The sequence below is a fragment of the Lentibacter sp. XHP0401 genome, assembly GCF_025751535.1.
In the GTDB taxonomy this organism is placed as follows: Bacteria; Pseudomonadota; Alphaproteobacteria; order Rhodobacterales; family Rhodobacteraceae; genus Lentibacter.
Map to the genome: position 1 here is coordinate 161690 of NZ_JAOWLC010000007.1, position 16488 is coordinate 178177.

At 57.2% G+C, this 16488-nt stretch carries 19 protein-coding genes; 11 read left to right on the forward strand and 8 right to left on the reverse strand.

Features of this window, described 5'->3' with window-relative positions:
* Positions 1–103 precede the first annotated feature (103 nt).
* Positions 104–1009, forward strand: a complete 906-nt coding sequence (locus OE750_RS10815; RefSeq protein ID WP_263764196.1) for a LysR family transcriptional regulator — start codon at positions 104–106, stop codon at positions 1007–1009.
* Here OE750_RS10815 and cueR read toward each other — a convergent pair.
* Positions 1006–1389 carry a Cu(I)-responsive transcriptional regulator gene (gene cueR / locus OE750_RS10820; RefSeq protein WP_263764197.1) on the reverse strand — a complete coding sequence of 128 codons (384 nt, stop codon included), beginning with the start codon at positions 1387–1389 and terminating at the stop codon, positions 1006–1008. The genes OE750_RS10815 and cueR overlap by 4 nt on opposite strands.
* 76 nt (positions 1390–1465) lie before the next feature.
* Here cueR and OE750_RS10825 point away from each other — a divergent pair, with 76 nt between their 5' ends.
* Positions 1466–1900: a c-type cytochrome gene (locus OE750_RS10825; RefSeq protein WP_263764198.1), complete on the forward strand. Its 435-nt coding sequence runs from the start codon at positions 1466–1468 to the stop codon at positions 1898–1900.
* Between the two features lie 3 nt (positions 1901–1903).
* On the opposite strand, the gene OE750_RS10830 is transcribed toward OE750_RS10825, so the two are convergent.
* Together OE750_RS10830 and OE750_RS10835 are read right to left on the reverse strand one after the other, a co-directional pair.
* On the reverse strand, positions 1904–2902 hold the full coding sequence (locus OE750_RS10830; protein ID WP_263764199.1) for a type I glyceraldehyde-3-phosphate dehydrogenase: 999 nt from the start codon (positions 2900–2902) through the stop codon (positions 1904–1906).
* Position 2903: 1 nt separating this feature from the next.
* Entirely contained in the window at positions 2904–3275 is a 372-nt protein-coding gene (locus OE750_RS10835; protein WP_263764200.1) for a hypothetical protein, read from the reverse strand.
* Positions 3276–3450: 175 nt separating this feature from the next.
* Between OE750_RS10835 and OE750_RS10840 the strand changes: the two genes are divergently transcribed.
* Positions 3451–4512, forward strand: a complete 1062-nt coding sequence (locus OE750_RS10840) for a transporter substrate-binding domain-containing protein (RefSeq protein ID WP_263764201.1) — start codon at positions 3451–3453, stop codon at positions 4510–4512.
* Between the two features lie 155 nt (positions 4513–4667).
* Here the strand turns inward: OE750_RS10840 and dapD are convergent, their stop codons facing one another.
* Positions 4668–5495 carry a 2,3,4,5-tetrahydropyridine-2,6-dicarboxylate N-succinyltransferase gene (dapD, locus tag OE750_RS10845; protein ID WP_263764202.1) on the reverse strand — a complete coding sequence of 276 codons (828 nt, stop codon included), beginning with the start codon at positions 5493–5495 and terminating at the stop codon, positions 4668–4670.
* A gap of 144 nt (positions 5496–5639) precedes the next feature.
* Between dapD and OE750_RS10850 the strand changes: the two genes are divergently transcribed.
* On the forward strand, positions 5640–5963 hold the full coding sequence (locus OE750_RS10850) for an NIPSNAP family protein (RefSeq protein WP_263764203.1): 324 nt from the start codon (positions 5640–5642) through the stop codon (positions 5961–5963).
* The gene (locus tag OE750_RS10855; RefSeq protein ID WP_263764204.1) at positions 5960–6304 is read left to right on the forward strand and encodes an antibiotic biosynthesis monooxygenase family protein; all 345 of its coding nucleotides are present in this window, start codon (positions 5960–5962) and stop codon (positions 6302–6304) included. The genes OE750_RS10850 and OE750_RS10855 overlap by 4 nt, the downstream gene beginning before the upstream one ends.
* 24 nt (positions 6305–6328) lie before the next feature.
* Here the strand turns inward: OE750_RS10855 and OE750_RS10860 are convergent, their stop codons facing one another.
* Positions 6329–6970 carry an NAD(P)H-dependent oxidoreductase gene (locus OE750_RS10860; RefSeq protein ID WP_263764205.1) on the reverse strand — a complete coding sequence of 214 codons (642 nt, stop codon included), beginning with the start codon at positions 6968–6970 and terminating at the stop codon, positions 6329–6331.
* Positions 6971–7094: 124 nt separating this feature from the next.
* Here OE750_RS10860 and OE750_RS10865 point away from each other — a divergent pair, with 124 nt between their 5' ends.
* Positions 7095–7475 carry a winged helix-turn-helix transcriptional regulator gene (locus OE750_RS10865; RefSeq protein ID WP_263764206.1) on the forward strand — a complete coding sequence of 127 codons (381 nt, stop codon included), beginning with the start codon at positions 7095–7097 and terminating at the stop codon, positions 7473–7475.
* A gap of 72 nt (positions 7476–7547) precedes the next feature.
* The gene (gene ilvD, locus OE750_RS10870) at positions 7548–9377 is read left to right on the forward strand and encodes a dihydroxy-acid dehydratase (RefSeq protein WP_263764207.1); all 1830 of its coding nucleotides are present in this window, start codon (positions 7548–7550) and stop codon (positions 9375–9377) included.
* A gap of 100 nt (positions 9378–9477) precedes the next feature.
* Here the strand turns inward: ilvD and OE750_RS10875 are convergent, their stop codons facing one another.
* Positions 9478–10167 (reverse strand): GNAT family N-acetyltransferase, encoded by a 690-nt coding sequence (locus OE750_RS10875; RefSeq protein ID WP_263764208.1) that lies wholly within the window; start codon positions 10165–10167, stop codon positions 9478–9480.
* Positions 10160–11548: an aspartate aminotransferase family protein gene (locus OE750_RS10880; protein WP_318527998.1), complete on the reverse strand. Its 1389-nt coding sequence runs from the start codon at positions 11546–11548 to the stop codon at positions 10160–10162. The genes OE750_RS10875 and OE750_RS10880 overlap by 8 nt, the downstream gene beginning before the upstream one ends.
* Positions 11549–11943: 395 nt before the next feature.
* On the opposite strand from OE750_RS10880, the gene OE750_RS10885 reads away from it, so the two are divergent.
* From OE750_RS10885 to OE750_RS10895, 3 genes are all read left to right on the forward strand, one after another.
* Positions 11944–12942 (forward strand): ABC transporter substrate-binding protein, encoded by a 999-nt coding sequence (locus tag OE750_RS10885; protein ID WP_263764209.1) that lies wholly within the window; start codon positions 11944–11946, stop codon positions 12940–12942.
* 124 nt (positions 12943–13066) lie between these two features.
* The gene (locus OE750_RS10890) at positions 13067–13876 is read left to right on the forward strand and encodes an ABC transporter ATP-binding protein (RefSeq protein ID WP_263764210.1); all 810 of its coding nucleotides are present in this window, start codon (positions 13067–13069) and stop codon (positions 13874–13876) included.
* Positions 13873–15141, forward strand: coding sequence for an ABC transporter permease (locus OE750_RS10895; RefSeq protein WP_263764211.1), 1269 nt, complete (start codon positions 13873–13875; stop codon positions 15139–15141). Before OE750_RS10890 ends, OE750_RS10895 begins: the two co-directional genes overlap by 4 nt.
* A gap of 100 nt (positions 15142–15241) precedes the next feature.
* Here OE750_RS10895 and OE750_RS10900 read toward each other — a convergent pair whose 3' ends face one another.
* Complete coding sequence (locus OE750_RS10900; protein ID WP_263764212.1) at positions 15242–16096, reverse strand: YdiY family protein; 855 nt, start codon at positions 16094–16096, stop codon at positions 15242–15244.
* 221 nt (positions 16097–16317) lie between these two features.
* On the opposite strand from OE750_RS10900, the gene OE750_RS10905 reads away from it, so the two are divergent.
* The gene (locus tag OE750_RS10905) at positions 16318–16467 is read left to right on the forward strand and encodes a hypothetical protein (RefSeq protein ID WP_263764213.1); all 150 of its coding nucleotides are present in this window, start codon (positions 16318–16320) and stop codon (positions 16465–16467) included.
* Positions 16468–16488: the final 21 nt, after the last annotated feature.

The following is a 16488-nucleotide window of genomic DNA, read 5'->3' on the forward strand; positions in this document are numbered from 1 at the left end:
TTTGCCTTTTGAATACGCCCGTCCAGCTTTCAACGAAACCGTGTCTTTGGCTAGACACTTTCAACAATAATTATAAAGTGACTGCAAAAGGGAGGGGCCGCACATGCCCTACGTCGAAAGTATAAAGGTATTCTGCCGCGTGGTCGAGCTTGGCTCCATCACGTCAGGAGGCCGCGATATGCGTCTCACACCCGCCGTTGCCTCCAATCGCATCAAAGAGCTCGAAAAGCGCCTCGGCGTGCGCCTGTTTGACCGCACCACCCGCAAACTGCGCGCCACAGAGGCGGGAAAACTTTTCTATGATCACGCGCGCAAAGTCATCGACACTCTGGAAGATGCCGAAGCCGCCATTGCAGGCTTTTCCGGCCAACCCCGCGGCACACTGCGCGTCTCCTCGCCCCTTGGCCTTGGTCAAAGGCTGCTGGCTCCGCTCGTGCCCACCTTCGCCGAATCGCACCCCGACGTGCAGGTCCAGCTCCGCCTCAGTGATCGCAAGGTCGACCTTCTGGAAGACCGCCTCGACATTGCTTTCATGCTCGGCAATCCGCCCGACAGCAACTTCAAACAGCGCAAACTGGCGGATGTGCCCCGCGCGCTCGTTGCTGCGCCAGGCTATCTCGCCAAACACGGCGCGCCCGATAGCACACAAGCGCTCATGCAACACAACTGCCTCCTTCTGCGTTACCCGCGCTCGCCCGAATATTTCTGGACACTGAATACAGCCGAAGGCCCGCTCAAGCTCAATGTGCAAGGCCGTTTTGATGCTGACAACTCCGATATCCTGACCGACTGGGCGCTCGCAGGCCAGGGCATTGCCAACAAGCCGCGCTTTGAAGTTTCCGCGCATCTGGCCTCGGGTGCGCTTGTCGAGGTTCTGCCGGACACACCCCCCATGCCCACAAGTTTCCTCTGCCTCTACCCCCACCGCAAGCTGCAAGACCCCAAGGTGCGTCTCTTCATCGACTATGTCGCCGAGGCGCTCAAACCCCAGCTTCGAGCGATGTCTTAACTCAGATAATCAAGGATCGGGCAATCAGGCCGCTCGTCTCCACAGCAGGCCCCCACCAGATGCTCCAACTCGTCGTGCAAAGCCTGCAATTCACGCTGCTTGGCACGGATATCGTCCAAACGTGCGCTCGCAATCTGCTTCACTTCAGCACTCGTGCGGTGCTCGTCCTGATACAGCCCCAAAAGCTCGCGACACTGCGCAATCGAAAAGCCAAACCCCCGCGCACGGCCCACAAAAGAAAGCTTGCGCAAACTGGTATCATCATAATCGCGATACCCCGCCGCCGTTCGCGCCGCAGGCTCAACAAGTCCAATGTCGGCGTAATACCGCACCGTCTTCACAGGCAGTCCGGCCGCCTTTGCCGCTCCCGAAATATTCATGACCAACTCCCGCTTGACCTTCCAGTTAGGGGAAGCCTTACACAGAGGTTGAACAGGAGTCAAAAAGGATACCTCAATGCGCACAAGCCACCTCATAATCGCAGGTTTCGCCACTGCGGCTGCCTTTCTGGGCTACACGCTTTTACGGGCCACACCACAAGCCGAAGAACCTGTCACCCTCTCATCCGGTACGGAGATGGTGCAAGTCACCCTTCCCACCGAGCTTTCGGCACAAGCCCAACTTGGCAAAATCGCCTACGAAACAAAATGCGCCGCCTGTCATGGCTTAAATGCAGCAGGCAATGTAAACGCCGCCCCACCCCTCATTCACAAAATCTATGAGCCAGGCCACCACGGCGATGAAAGCTTCCAGCGTGCCGCAGCCATGGGTGTTCAGGCGCATCACTGGCGCTTTGGCAATATGCCCCCCATCGAAGGGATCACCCGCGCCGAAGTCGAAACCATCATAACCTATATTCGCAAAGTTCAACGCGAAAACGGAATTTTCTAATCCCTACCGCCGCGCCATCAAGGCAGCCATGTCGAGCATTCGGCTGGAGAAGCCCCACTCATTGTCATACCAGCCAAAAACCCGCAACAAACCGCCTACAGATACACTCGTTTCGCGGCCTGACAGGATGATGCTCTCGGGCCGCCCGCGCAGATCGGTCGAAACAAGCGGCTGGGTGATATAGCCAAATAGCGGGCTTGCCTCGGCAGCGTCGGAAAAAACAGCGTTCACATCCTCAACACGCGCAGGTTTCGCCACCTGCAACGCCAGATCAATCGCCGAAACACTCGCTGTGGGCACGCGCACCGCCCGCGCCTCGATCCGCCCTGCCAGCCTTGGCAGCACATCGTCAATCAACCGCGCTGCACTTGTCGTCGTCGGAACCATCGAAAGCGCCGCAGCCCGCGAGCGCACCAAATCGCCCCTCGGCTTGTCGATCGTCGGTTGCGAGCCTGTATAGCAATGCACCGTCGTCATATGCCCGCTCTCGACCCCCCAACGCTCGTCCAGCAAGCGTAACAATGGCGCCAGCGCATTGGTCGTGCAACTGGCGTTGGAGACTATCTTATGCGCGCCAATCTCGGTTTCGTTCGCGCCCAAAACCACAGTCTTGTCCGCCGCCTCAGATGGACCCGAAATCAGCACAGCCTTCGCGCCAGCCTCAAGCCCGCGCTCGGCCACTGCACGGTTGCCCGCAGCGCCGGTGCATTCGAGCAGCACATCGACATCGCTCAAATCCAGCGCACGAATGTCCGCTTCGTCGTGAAACGGGTAGCTCTTCGCATCGACATCAAGCCTCTGCTCACCGTGGCTCACCTTGCCGGGGAACGGGCCGAAAATGCTGTCATAGGCAAACAGATAGGCACAGCTCTCAAGCGGTGCGATATCATTGATCAGCACAACCTCGAATTCGCCCGCGCGTGCACCATGCAACATCCGCAATATCGAGCGGCCAATCCGCCCGAACCCGTTGATCGCAATACGTACCGGCTTATCGTTCATCTCAATGCTCACTTTCGCTCTTGTAACCCTGCCCCTCGAAGTAAGGCTCCATTTGCGCTACAATCACCGAGTTCTCCGCTAAAGCCCGCGCCATCAAGTCGCGCTCTTCTTCAGGAATATCATGGCCAAGCTCCAAACGCTCTTCCAGCGTTCCATAGCCCGTCACATCCAGAGGCGCAGTATCGGCCTGCTTCAGAATTGCCACCGTTTCGCGCACGGCCTCTTCTTCATCCACGCCGCTGGCATAAATCACCAGTGCCGCGCCCGTCGCACCCTTGGGCAGCCCGTCACCGTCCTTGCGGCCAATCTCGACAAGCAGGGTGTAAACCTTTTGAGGCTTCTTGGCCTTTTTCTCTTTCGTCTTTTCAGCCATTTTCCAGCCTCTCTGCCATGTTCAGCCGAGGCTTGTCGAAACGCGTGCGCCAAGTCAACCCGCCCACACGCGGCGTTTCGCACATGACTAGGCCAATTCTGGCCTTTTCCCTGCGTTAACCCTTGACCCATCAACATCTGCCCGAATAAACGGCAGCAACTGGGGAACGCTATAAATGAAACACATTGTCCTTTGTCTGAGTTGGGGAATCTCCCTGCTCTTATCAGCATTCGACGCTTCTGCGCAGTCTGAGCCCCTTACGTTCGTAACAGTAGAGCGGCCACCTTTCTCAATGCACTCCGAAAGCGGCACACATACAGGCTTCGCGATTGACCTAACCGAGGCGCTCGCCGTTGAGCTGGGCCGCCCCGTGCGCTTTGAGACCGTCGCCTCGTTTCCGGAATTATTTGCAGCCGTAACCGAGGGCCGCGCCGATGGAGCTGTCGCCAATATTTCAATCACCACCGCACGCGAAGAGATCATAGACTTCAGCCACCCCATCTATGAAGGTGGCCTCCAGATTATGCTTCATGGCGATGACAGCGCCGCAAGTCTCTATGCCATCATTGCCACGCGCGATGTCGCCTTTTTCCTGCTTTCCGCCTTCGGCTGCCTGTTCTTCTTTGGGCTTCTCATGTGGTATTTCGAACGCGAGCACTCACCCTATTTCCAGCGTTCCTTCCGCCAAGCACTGTTTCCCTCATTCTGGTGGGCGCTGAACCTTGTGGTCAACGGCGGCTTTGAAGAGCGTGTGCCACAGTCGCGCGTCGGGCGGTTCTTCGGTGTTCTGCTCGTCGTCTCATCGCTTTTTGTGGTATCCGTTTTCGTCGCGAAAATCACAGCCGCCATGACCATCGCGGCCATCGCTGAAAATGTCGACAGCATCAATGATATCGAAGGCCGCACCGTCGCCACAACGGTAGGCTCCACTGGCGAAGCCTACCTCATCACGCGTGAAGTCAGCCATACCGCTTATACCTCCCTGTCGGAAATGCTGGATGCTTTTGAAAGTGGCTCAATCGACGCCATCGTTTTTGATGGACCGGTCCTGTCCTGGTATCTTCAAACCCGCGGCGATGGCGAAGGCCGCCTTGTGGAGCGCGTCTTCAAACGGGAGAACTATGGCATGGTTCTGCCCACAGGCAGCCCACTCACCGAGCAAATAAACCGCGCCCTACTTGCCCTGCGCGAAAGCGGAAAGCACGATGAAATCCAGCGCAAGTATTTCGGCAACTAGGCCATTCCATGCGCTCGCATCCATAGCCCCAATGCGAGCGCAACTGTCAACAATACCGGCCTGATCATAGCGTATTCTCCCTGTCTTCAGGCCTTAAACGCAAAACGCGGTAACTTCCGTCGCCGCGCATTGGATGTTTTTTGACAGATTAAAGCTCAGTCCCTGAGCAGCTCGTTGATCGAGGTCTTACTCCGCGTGCGCTCGTCCACGCGCTTCACAATCACGGCACAGTAAAGGTTTACACCGTTCTTGCTTGGCATCGAACCTGCAACAACCACAGAGCCCGAGGGCACTTCGCCATACATCACTTCGCCTGTCTCGCGGTCCACGATCTTGGTCGACTGGCCAATGAAAACACCCATGCCCAGCACCGATCCTTCACGCACAATGCAGCCTTCCACAACTTCCGAGCGCGCACCGATAAAGCAGTTGTCCTCAATGATGGTCGGCCCCGCCTGCATCGGCTCCAAAACGCCGCCAATGCCAACGCCGCCTGAAAGGTGCACATTCTTGCCGATCTGCGCGCAGGAGCCGACAGTCGCCCATGTGTCAACCATCGTGCCACTGTCGACATAAGCCCCGATATTCACAAAACTCGGCATCAGCACAACACCGGGCGCGATGTAAGCGCTCTTGCGCACAACACAGTTCGGCACGGCGCGAAAGCCCGCTGATTTCCACTGGTTCTCGCCCCAGCCCGCGAACTTGCTGTCAACCTTATCCCACCAGCCGCCGGCCTGCGGGCCGCCTTCCTGAATTTCCATATCCTTGATACGAAAGCCCAGAAGCACCGCCTTCTTGGCCCACTGGTTCACGTGCCAGCTGCCGTCCGCCTGCTTTTCCGCCACACGCAGCTTGCCGCTGTCGAGCGCGTTGAGCGTGTCTTCAATAGCCTCACGGGTCTCACCCGTTGTGGCTGGCGTGATCGCATCGCGCCCGTCCCATGCCGCCTCGATCGCTGTCTCAAGCTGTGCGTTAGACATATCTGTCTCCCCAATCGCGTGTTCAAAAAATCAGCTTTCCCTTTAGCTGCCTTCTTGCCGTCGCGCAATCGTTTCGCCCCGTGGCGAAACACCCCGCGCCACCTTCAGGCTAAACAAGGGGTTCACACCCTAAAGGAAAGTTCCATGCTCACCTGCATCATCCGCTATCAGATTGACCCGACCAAGCACGCCCAATTTCAGCAATACGCCCGGAACTGGGGGCAGGCCATTCCCCGCTGCGGCGCCGATCTTGTCGGCTACTACGCCCCGCACGAAGGCTCCTCGACACTCGCCTACGGTATCTACAACATCCCGTCTCTGGCCGAATACGAAGCCTACCGCGCCCGCCTCTCGGCCGACCCGCTGGGCCGCGAAAACTATGAGTTCGCCCAGAAAGAAAAGTTTCTCTTGCGAGAAGACAGCACCTTTCTCAAGCTCGCCTCAACACCACACGGGAGAGAAAAATGATCGGCGTGATATTCGAAGTTGAAGTCGCAGCAGGCCAGCAAGACGCCTACCTCGCCATGGCCGCAAAAATGCGCCCGTTACTGGAACAGGTCGAAGGTTTTATATCGGTCGAGCGCTTCCAAAGCCTTACCAGTCCGGAAAAGCTTCTCTCGCTCAGCTTCTTTGAAGACGAAGCCGCCGTCGAGCGCTGGCGCGCTCTGCAAGAGCACCGCGGCGCACAAACAGCAGGCCGCAATCATATGTTCTCCAACTATCGCCTGCGCGTTGTCTCGGTCATCCGCGACTACGGCAAATACGAGCGCGCCCAAGCCCCAAGCGACAGCCGCGAGATGCACGGCTGACGCTTGGGGTCGGTTCGTTACCTGTCAATCAACCCGCGTGACCATTTCCGCCAGCGGTTTGCGCACTTTTTTCATCGGCAAGAGCCAGTCTGCACCAGCCTCACGGTAGCCCAGCGGCAAAATCACAACCGAGCGCAACCCGCGCTCTTTCAGGCCGAGAATGTCATCCACTTTGTCGGGCTCAAAGCCTTCCATCGGCGTGCAATCCACCTCAAGTTCGGCCGCCGCCATCATAGCAAACCCCAGCGCGATATAAGCTTGCCGCGCGGCATGATCAAAGTTCACGTCCGCATCCCGTGGCAGATACATCTGCTTCAGATTTTCATAGTAAGCGTTGAGTTTCGGAATTTCGCCGCGCGCTCCCGTCATGTCGGCAACCACCGCATCAATCCGCGCTTCCGAGTAATTATCCCACGCGGCAAAAACCAGCAGATGCGAACCGTCGGTAATCGGCGTCTGGTCCCAGGCAACTTTGCGAATCTCGGCGCGCACTTCAGGGTTGCTGATGACAAACAGCTCGAACGGCTGCGTTCCGCTCGATGTTGGCGCAAGCTGGACAGCCTCGACAATCTGCGCGACCTTGTCTTCCGGAACAGTTTTGCTCGGGTCCATCTTCTTGGTTGCATAGCGCCAGTTGAGTCGCTCTTGCAGAGGCGTATTTGTCATAGTCATTCGTCCTATTGGCTGTGTGTGTAAAATGGTATACATTTGTAACCGACGATATAGTCAGCACCATAAAATGAAACAAGAAGGCACATTCTTGAGCCTAGGTATCAAAAAGGGAACCGCCATGGCTGAAGCCCCCGAATGCCCCGACTGTCAGCGCATCAACGAAGTGCTCGCCCGCGTCGGTGATCGCTGGAGCGTGCTGATCGTTATTTCCCTGTCCCGCTATGAAACCCTTCGCTTCAACGAGCTCAAGCGACACCTCGGCATTTCACAAAGAATGCTGAGCCTGACCCTGAAAGAGCTTGAGCGCGACGGGCTGGTAAGCCGCACCTACCATGCAGTGATCCCCCCGAAAGTAGAATACTCCCTCACCGAACTCGGCAAGTCATTTCGCGAGCCTGTAAAAGTCCTTGGCAAATGGGCGCTCGACAATCTCGCAGCAATCGACAGCGCCCGCGCAGACTATGACATCACCAACGAACTGGCCGCCAAGGCCGGTTAATCAGCCGTATCGCGCTTGATTTTACCGTTCTGCTATGTTCTTTCACCTCAGCATCATATGACGGAGACGATCATGCCAGTATTACGTTCACGCACCAGCACACACGGCCGCAACATGGCAGGCGCACGCGGCCTGTGGCGCGCAACAGGCATGAAAGACGACGATTTCGGCAAGCCCATCGTCGCCATCGTCAACTCCTTCACACAGTTTGTCCCCGGTCACGTGCACCTCAAGGATCTGGGCCAGCTTGTCGCCCGCGAGGTCGAAAAGGCAGGTGGTGTAGCAAAAGAGTTCAACACAATCGCCGTCGATGACGGCATCGCCATGGGCCACGATGGTATGCTCTATTCGCTGCCAAGCCGTGAGATCATTGCTGACTCAGTAGAATATATGGTCAACGCCCACTGCGCCGATGCCATGGTCTGCATCTCCAACTGCGACAAGATCACCCCCGGCATGCTCATGGCTGCCATGCGCCTCAACATCCCCTGCGTCTTCGTCTCTGGCGGCCCGATGGAAGCCGGTAAAGTCGTTTGGGAGGGCGAAGAAAAAGCACTCGATCTGATCGATGCCATGGTCGCCGCTGCCGATGAAAACATGTCTGATGAGCAAGTCCACGCCATTGAGCGCTCCGCCTGCCCGACATGCGGCTCCTGCTCGGGCATGTTCACCGCCAACTCGATGAACTGTCTCACAGAAGCCCTAGGTCTCTCACTGCCGGGCAACGGCTCCGTGCTGGCAACTCACTCGGATCGCGAAGCGCTCTTCCGCGAAGCGGGGCACCGCGTTGTCGATCTCTGCAAGCGCTTCTACGAGGGCAACGATGCCTCGGTTCTGCCCCGCAACATCGCCAACTTCAAAGCGTTCGAAAACGCCATGACCCTCGATATCTCCATGGGTGGCTCGACAAATACGGTGTTGCACCTGCTCGCCGCGGCCCATGAAGGCGAGATCGACTTTACCATGCAGGATATTGACAGGCTCAGCCGCAATGTCCCCTGCCTTTGCAAAGTTGCACCCGCCAAAGCGGATGTGCACATGGAAGACGTGCACCGCGCCGGAGGCATCATGGCCATCTTGGGCGAGCTTGACCGCGCTGGCCTCATCCACCGCGATTTGCCCACGGTTCACTCCCCAACAATGGCCGATGCACTGGCAAAATATGATGTTGCCCAAAGCTCTGATGAAGCCGTGCACGCGTTCTACCGCGCAGCACCGGGCGGCGTGCCAACACAAGTCGCTTTCTCTCAAAGCCGCCGCTACCCCGAGCTTGATCTTGATCGCTCAGCAGGCGTGATCCGCACCAAAGACCACGCCTTCAGTCAGGATGGCGGCCTCGCCGTTCTCTTCGGCAACCTCGCCGAAGACGGCTGCATCGTCAAAACAGCAGGCGTCGATGACAGCATTCTCAAGTTCTCCGGCCCCGCCTACGTCTGCGAAAGTCAGGACGCCGCCGTCAGCGACATCCTGACAGGCAAAGTCAAAGCAGGCGATGTGGTCATCATCCGCTACGAAGGCCCACGCGGCGGGCCGGGCATGCAGGAAATGCTCTATCCGACAAGCTATCTCAAATCAAAAGGCCTCGGCGCCGCCTGCGCGCTGCTCACCGATGGCCGCTTCTCGGGCGGCACGTCCGGCCTCAGCATCGGCCACGTCTCGCCAGAAGCTGCCGAAGGCGGCCTCATCGGCCTTGTCGAGCACGGTGATCTCATCGAAATCGACATCCCCAACCGCACAATCAACCTCGCGGTTGACGACGCCACACTCGCAGCACGCCGCGAAGCCCAAGACGCCAAAGGCTGGCAACCCGCCGCCCCACGCAAGCGCAAAATTTCCACCGCGTTGAAGGCCTACGCCGCTCTGACCACAAGCGCCGCCAAAGGGGCTGTGCGACAGCTTTAAAACAAGCACGCAAACCCCTTTTTTATTGCCACAAGTATCCTAGGGGGTCTGGGGGACTAGTCCCCCAGCGGGTCGGGTTTTGCGAAGCAAAATTCGACCCTTAAAGCGAAGCCCTCTGCCGACCGTCCGCGTCAAAGTTCTCCACATCCAGCCAGCGCTCAAACCTCGCTTTCAGGTTTGGCCACTCCCTGTCCAAAATCGAAAGCCAGGCCGTATCACGGTTGCGCCCTTTATATACGGTCGCCTGCCGAAACACGCCCTCAAAGGTAAAACCAAGCCGCTTCGCCGCCGCAATCGAGGGCGCATTCAAGGCATCACACTTCCACTCATAACGCCGGTAGCCCAGCCCCTCGAACACATAGCGCATCATCAGATACATCGCTTCCGTGCTCACAGGCGTGCGCTGCATCAGGGGCGAAAAATGGATAAATCCAACCTCGATCACCCCGTTTACAGGATCCATCCGAAGGAAAGTCGCATGGCCAACAGCGCGGCCGGCAGTGTCCAGAACCGTGTAATAGAGCGGATCAGCACTCGCCTCGGCTCCGCGCAAAAACGTGAGGAAATCTTCCTCGCGCTCATATGGTCCGATCGGCAAATAGGTCCAGTTCGCTCCTGTCTTATCCGCAGAAAAAGCGCTCCAAAGCCCGGCCCCATGCGCCTTCACATCCAGCGGAACAAGCGAACAATACCGCCCCTCAAGCTTCACACTCTCGGGCCGCGGCCTTGGCAAATCTGTTTCGACAGGCCAGCCAATCGGCTGGCCCATCTCGTTCATCCGTTCAGCCAAAAACTTTATCCAACGCCTTGCCGACCGTCTCGCAAATCTGGTCGATGTCATCCGCCGTCGAAATCAGCGCAGGCGAGAAACAGAGCGTGTTGTTAAAGCCCGGAATTGAGCGGTTCGTCGCACCGATGATCACGCCCATCGCGCCGCACTCCGCAACAACCTGCGCAACAAGCTTCTCGTCCACAGGCTCCTTGCTTGCCCGATCCTGCACAAGCTCGGCTCCGCAAAACAGCCCGAGCCCGCGCACATCACCGATAACCTTGTGATGCTCGGCAAGCTCCCAAAGGTTCGCCATCATCCGCGCACCCATCTTGGTCGTGTTCTCCAGCAAATCTTCGTCTTCGATAATCCGCATACACTCCAGCGCCGCTGCGGGCCCGGCCGTGCAGCCACCAAAGGTGGAAATATCGCGGAAGTAATTGAGCGGATCGGTGGTGTCGTCCTTGAACATCTCAAAGACACGCTCGTTGGTCACACAGCAGGCAATCGCGGCATAGCCCGAGGCCACACCCTTCGCCATGGTCACAAAGTCGGGCTCCACACCGTAGTGCTGATAGCCAAACCATTCTGTCCCTGTGCGTCCGACGCCGCAGACCACTTCGTCAATGTGCAGGAGAATGTCATACTTGCGGCACAGGTCTTGAATGAGCGGCCAATAGCCCTCGGGTGCCGGAATAACCCCGCCGCCCGCAGTCACAGGCTCAAGGCAAAGCGCGCCGATGGTGTCCGCGCCCTCGGCTAGGATCACCTCTTCAATCGCTTTCACAGATGCTGCTGCATAGGCTTCACCGGTAAGGTCCCACTGGGCGCGATATTCCATGCAGTGCGGAACCCGCACAAAACCGGGCGCAAACGGCCCATACTGCGCGTTGCGCTCGTCTTGTCCGCCCGCCGACATCGCCGCCAAAGTCGAGCCATGATAGTCTCGGTCGCGATACAGGATCTTGTGCTTCTTGCCACCATGCCGCTTGTGGCTGATTTGGCGCACCATCTTGAAGGCCTTTTCATTGGCTTCCGAGCCCGAATTCGTCTGATAGACACGGCTCATGCCGGGCATCTTGCTGATCAGTTTTTCCGCAAACAAGGCCCCGGGAACAGACCCTGCCGAACCCGCAAAATACGGCAGCTTGATCAGCTGGTCACGCACCGCGTTGGCAATGCTCTCACGCCCGTAGCCCACGTTTACAGTCCAGACCCCACCAGACACGGCATCTAGATATTCTTTGCCCTTCTGGTCCCAGACACGCACGCCTTTGCCTTCAATGATAATCCGCGGCTCACCGGTTTCAAACGGCTTGTGCTGCGTCAGGTGATGCCAGACATGCGCGCGATCCGCGTCAACAATATGGCTGAGATCGTTTGCAGAAAGATTGCCGTCCATGGTCAGAAGCCTCCGTTGGGGTCGCGTTCCGGGCGCAGCCGCCCGCGCATATTTGATCAAAATCTAAAGCTAAGAAGAGCGCTATTTCCTCTGAGTCTGATAGCGCCAGTCGATAGGCTCGTATAAGGCCAAAACCTCTCGCCGTTCAGGCTGATTTTAGCACGCAGGACCGGAAAAAGACACGCCCGCTTGCTCAAACCACCAAAACCCGCTTTTCACAAAACCTAAAAATAGGTTCCATTCCCCAAATTAACCGTTGATCGGAATCGTCATTTGCGCCCTCATAGTGGCAAGGGCGAGGCGTGCAATATGCACACCCCCCGCACAATGCCCATAAGCCAGAAAAACTGGCGGGCCGCGCCGCCAAAGCGTGTCATACCAACGGGAGTTACTCCATGAAAATCAAAACAACCCTTTTATCCGCCGTTGCCGCCGCCGCCATGATGACAGGCAGCCAGGCCGCCGCACTTGACGAGATCACAGTCGGCTATTTTCAGGAATGGCCAATGCCTTTTGAATACGCCAAAGTCATGGGCACCTATGACGAAGAAATGGGCGTTAAAGTAAATTGGCGCGCCTTCGGTTCAGGCACCGAAATGAGCGCCGCAATGGCATCGGGCGATGTTCACCTCTCCGTCAGCCAAGGCGTCCCTCCCTTCGTTGTCGCCACATCGGGCGGTCAGGATCTTCAAATCCTCGACGTAGCCGTAAGCTATGCCGACAATGACAACTGCGTCGTCGCCGAAGCCCTCGAAATCGACAAATCAAACGCCGCCGAACTCGCTGGCAAAAAAGTGGCCGTGCCGCTCGGCACCGCCGCGCACTACGGCTTCCTCAAGCAGATGAGCCACTTCGGCGTCGATGTCGGCTCCATGGAAGTCGTCAACATGAACCCGCCCGAAGGCGCGGCGGCCATCGCGCAAGGCGCAGTTGATATGTTCTGTGGCTGGGGCGGCTCGCTGCGCCGCGCGGTCGAGCATGGCAATGTGCTGCTCACCGGCGACGAAAAAACAGAGATCGGTATCCTTGTGTTTGATGTCACATCCGGCCCCGCAGGCTTCGTGGCCGAAAACACTGATCTGGTGGCCAAGTTCCTCAAAGTCACATCCGATGCCAACGCCATGTGGGCAGACGAGGCAAACCACGCCGAAATGCTCCCCGTCATCGCCAAAGATGCTGGTATGGACGAAACGGCGACGATGGAAACCATCGCGACTTTCAAGTTTCCGACAATCGAAGAGCAGCTCAGCAACGCATGGCTCGGTGGCAATGCCCCCATCTTCATGAAAGGCGTCGCCGATGTCTTCCTTGAGGCCGGCAGCATCGACGCAGCCCTCGATACATACGAAAACGCGGTTAATACTGGTCCCCTTCAAGCGGCCAGTGATATGTAAAGCTAACTGGTCCGTTGCAGAGCATCGCAGCGGACCAATGCGCGCCCGGTGGGTCACTGCGGCCCATAGGCGAGGCTCTTTGCCAAAACGAAGCAACAGGAGCTTAAGGCTCCGGAAGGCGGGCATGTCCACACTCTCGATCGACAAAATTTCAATGCGCTTTGATCTGCCAAACGGCGGCCATGTGCAGGCGCTCAAGGATATTTCCCTTGAAATCAAAACAGGTGAACTGATGAGCGTGCTTGGCCCCTCGGGTTGCGGCAAGACAACGCTTCTCAACATCGTCGCAGGCTTTCTCGCTCCCACCGAGGGCACGATGACCCTGAACGATCATCTCATCACTGGCCCCGATGCCGAGCGCGGCATGGTTTTCCAGCAAGGCGCGCTTTTCGAGTGGATGTCCGTGCGCGAAAACGTGAGCTTCGGCCCCCGCATGAAAGGCCAGCGCGAAAGCCAGTGGCGCGATACCGTTGATCACCTCCTCGATATTGTCGGCCTGCGCGACTTCAAGGAAAAATCAGTGTTCGAGCTTTCGGGCGGCATGCAACAGCGTGTGGCCCTCGCCCGCTGCCTCGCCAATGACCCCGATGTCATCCTGATGGACGAACCCCTCGGCGCACTCGACGCCCTGACGCGCGAGAAGATGCAGGGCCTTGTGCTCAAACTCTGGAAAGAAACAGGCAAAACCATCATCCTCATCACCCACTCGGTCGAAGAAGCACTGCTCTTGGGCGAGCGTCTGCTGGTTCTCGCCCCCCGCCCCGGCCGTATTCACCGCGAATACAGCCTGCCTTTCGCCGATATGGGCGTGGGGCAGGATCTGCGTGAAGTGAAAAAACACCCCGAATTCGCCGAGAAACGCGAAGAAATCCTGAGCATGATCTGGGATATGGAAGAAGAAATCATGGGCAACGCCACGGAGGCAAGCGCATGATTATTCTCCTCATCTACATCGCCATCTTCACCGCAGGTTTCTTCCTCGTCCGCTATGGTGTCAAACGCCTGATGCATACAACGGCCGACTATACCTCCCTCAAAACAGTCACCTTCGGTGACGAAAGCGCAGTCCGCCCCGACCGTTGGGCAAGCGTCATTTCCATTCTCACAATCTTCCTGCTCTGGGGGGCTTTCACCGGCTCCAAATGGACACCCATTCACGCCCCTGCTCCCTTCATCGGCGATACAGAGCTCACCTACACGCTGGAAGCACCCGATGGCAGCACAGATGATGCAACCATCACTTTGCGTGTCTACAAATTCGGCGAAGACCCGGCTACGCCCGAAGTTGACGAAGGCACAGGTTTCGCCAGAAACGATGCCGAAACTGTCTCGGCGGGGCGCACCAAAACCGTGCTGTTCGATAAGAACGACGAGATCAAGCGCCGCGATGGTGCAAAAGTCATCGCGATTGACGGCAAACCCATCGAGATCGGCCAGCCCATCTCTGTCGCCGCAGGCAAGGTCAGCCTCACCGACAAAGGCGCAATCCAGATTACCCCGCCCGCAGGTATGCAGATGGAACCGATCTGGCTGCCTCCGCCCGAAAAGGTTGTCGCCCGTTTCATCGAAATCAGCACTGAAGGCTACCAGGGTTTCACCCTCTGGGAGCACTTGGGCTACTCGCTCTTCCGCGTCATCGTCGGCTTCCTTCTCGGCGCACTCGTAGGCATCCCGCTGGGCTACGCTATGGGCCTGTCCAACTGGTTCCGCGGCTGGTTTGATCCGATCGTCGAGTTCATGCGCCCCGTGCCGCCGCTTGCCCTCATCCCGCTGGTGATCATTTGGGCAGGGATCGGAGAGGTCGGAAAAATCATCCTCCTCTTCCTCGCAGCTCTCTGGATCATGGCTATCGCCGCGCGCGCGGGCGTGTCAGGCGTCAACATCACCAAGGTTCACGCCGCCTATTCCCTCGGCGCGTCCAGGTTCCAGCTCATGCGGCACGTCATCGTGCCCAACAGCCTGCCCGAAATCTTCACAGGCGCGCGCGTTGCAATGGGTGTCTGCTGGGGCACAGTTGTTGCCGCCGAACTTGTCGCCGCCGAAAAAGGCGCAGGCATGATGATCATGGTCGCCTCCCGCTTCCAGCTCACCGATATCGTGATCATGGGGATCATCCTCATCGGCATCATCGGCTACGGCATCGACATTCTCATGCGCATCGCCGAAAAAACCCTCGTGCCGTGGAAAGGCCGGTCCTGACCCATGGGGCCACATGCAAAAGCGCCCGCATCAAATGCGGGCGCTTTCTTTTTTCAGCCTGAACTGCCGCCCCCGAGAGACAGGCGCGGCAGGCCCAAACTTAGAAGTTCAATACAAGCGAAACACCGACCGTGTTGTCAGTTGATTTCAAACCCGCCGCAGGCGACGAGTTATAATCAGTGCGATAGCTGATCCGTGTTGACAGCGTGTTTGTCATCTTGAAGTTCAGGCCCGCATCGTTTGACAAAATGGTGTTGGCATCCGAACCCAGAACATCTGTGTCCATGGTAAACGACACATTGTCGTTAAACGCATAGTAGTAGCGTGAAGACAGAATAAAGCCGAGTTCAGTGTCGCTCGCACCCGTAATATCGCTCACATAGCGTGCACCGGGGCCACCCTGAACACGCCATGTGTTTTTCTGTGTGTTCAAAAAGCGGTACCCGATACCGGCACCAACAAAGGCATCTTTCTCGCTTCCCGCCAGAGGCGCGCCAGCGGCGTCTGTCAGGTAGCCGTCATACTCATAGCGTGCGAGACCAAACGCATAGGTTTTTTCTGTAAAGTAACGGCTGCCCTCATACACCGCAAAAAACTTCTCTTCGTTTTTTGCACCATTGGCCTCGCCATACTCAACAGCAAAGCCGAAAAGGTGGTTCCAGTCACCGACGCCATAACTTACACGGCCTGCGCCCGAAAGCTCACCGGAATCTGTGTTGCCCGACGAGCCCGAAGCTGACAAAGCGAAAGACCCGCTCCAACCTTGAGCCACACCTGTTGATCCGAAACGGTTGGCATCATTGCCCCGGTTCAAATCTTCACGAGCATCGTCTTCGATGTCTTCGATTCTCTCGTTGAGATCATCAACTCCGGTGATCGCGGTTTGGGCAAAAACGGGTGAAGCCAGCATAAGTGCAAACATGGAAACGCCGGCCAATTTGAGATGTTGGTTCATCGTTAAATCCTTTCAGAACTTGTTAATCAACCCGTGCCTTTTAGGATTCAAAAAATCTTATGACAAACAACATGAGCGGAATTTAGCTGTCCGAAAATTACAGAACTGAAACATGAATTATTATTAGTTATCAGTAGCTTCACATGTGAGTTCGGGTTCAAATTTTTCCCCCTAAAATCTTGCGGAAGACTACCTATCTTTCCATTCAGGAGACATTTTTCATGACCCATAAACTCTTTATCGGCACGATCATCGCAGCAGCAACAGCTCTGGCGCTGACCTATGACACAACCCAGTCAGCCCAAAGCGCCTGCTCTCAAGGCATCATCTGCCCTGCCCCCGAAGTTCTCACTCGGCCCTTATCTGGTTGATCGCACCTCAGCGCCGGCTAA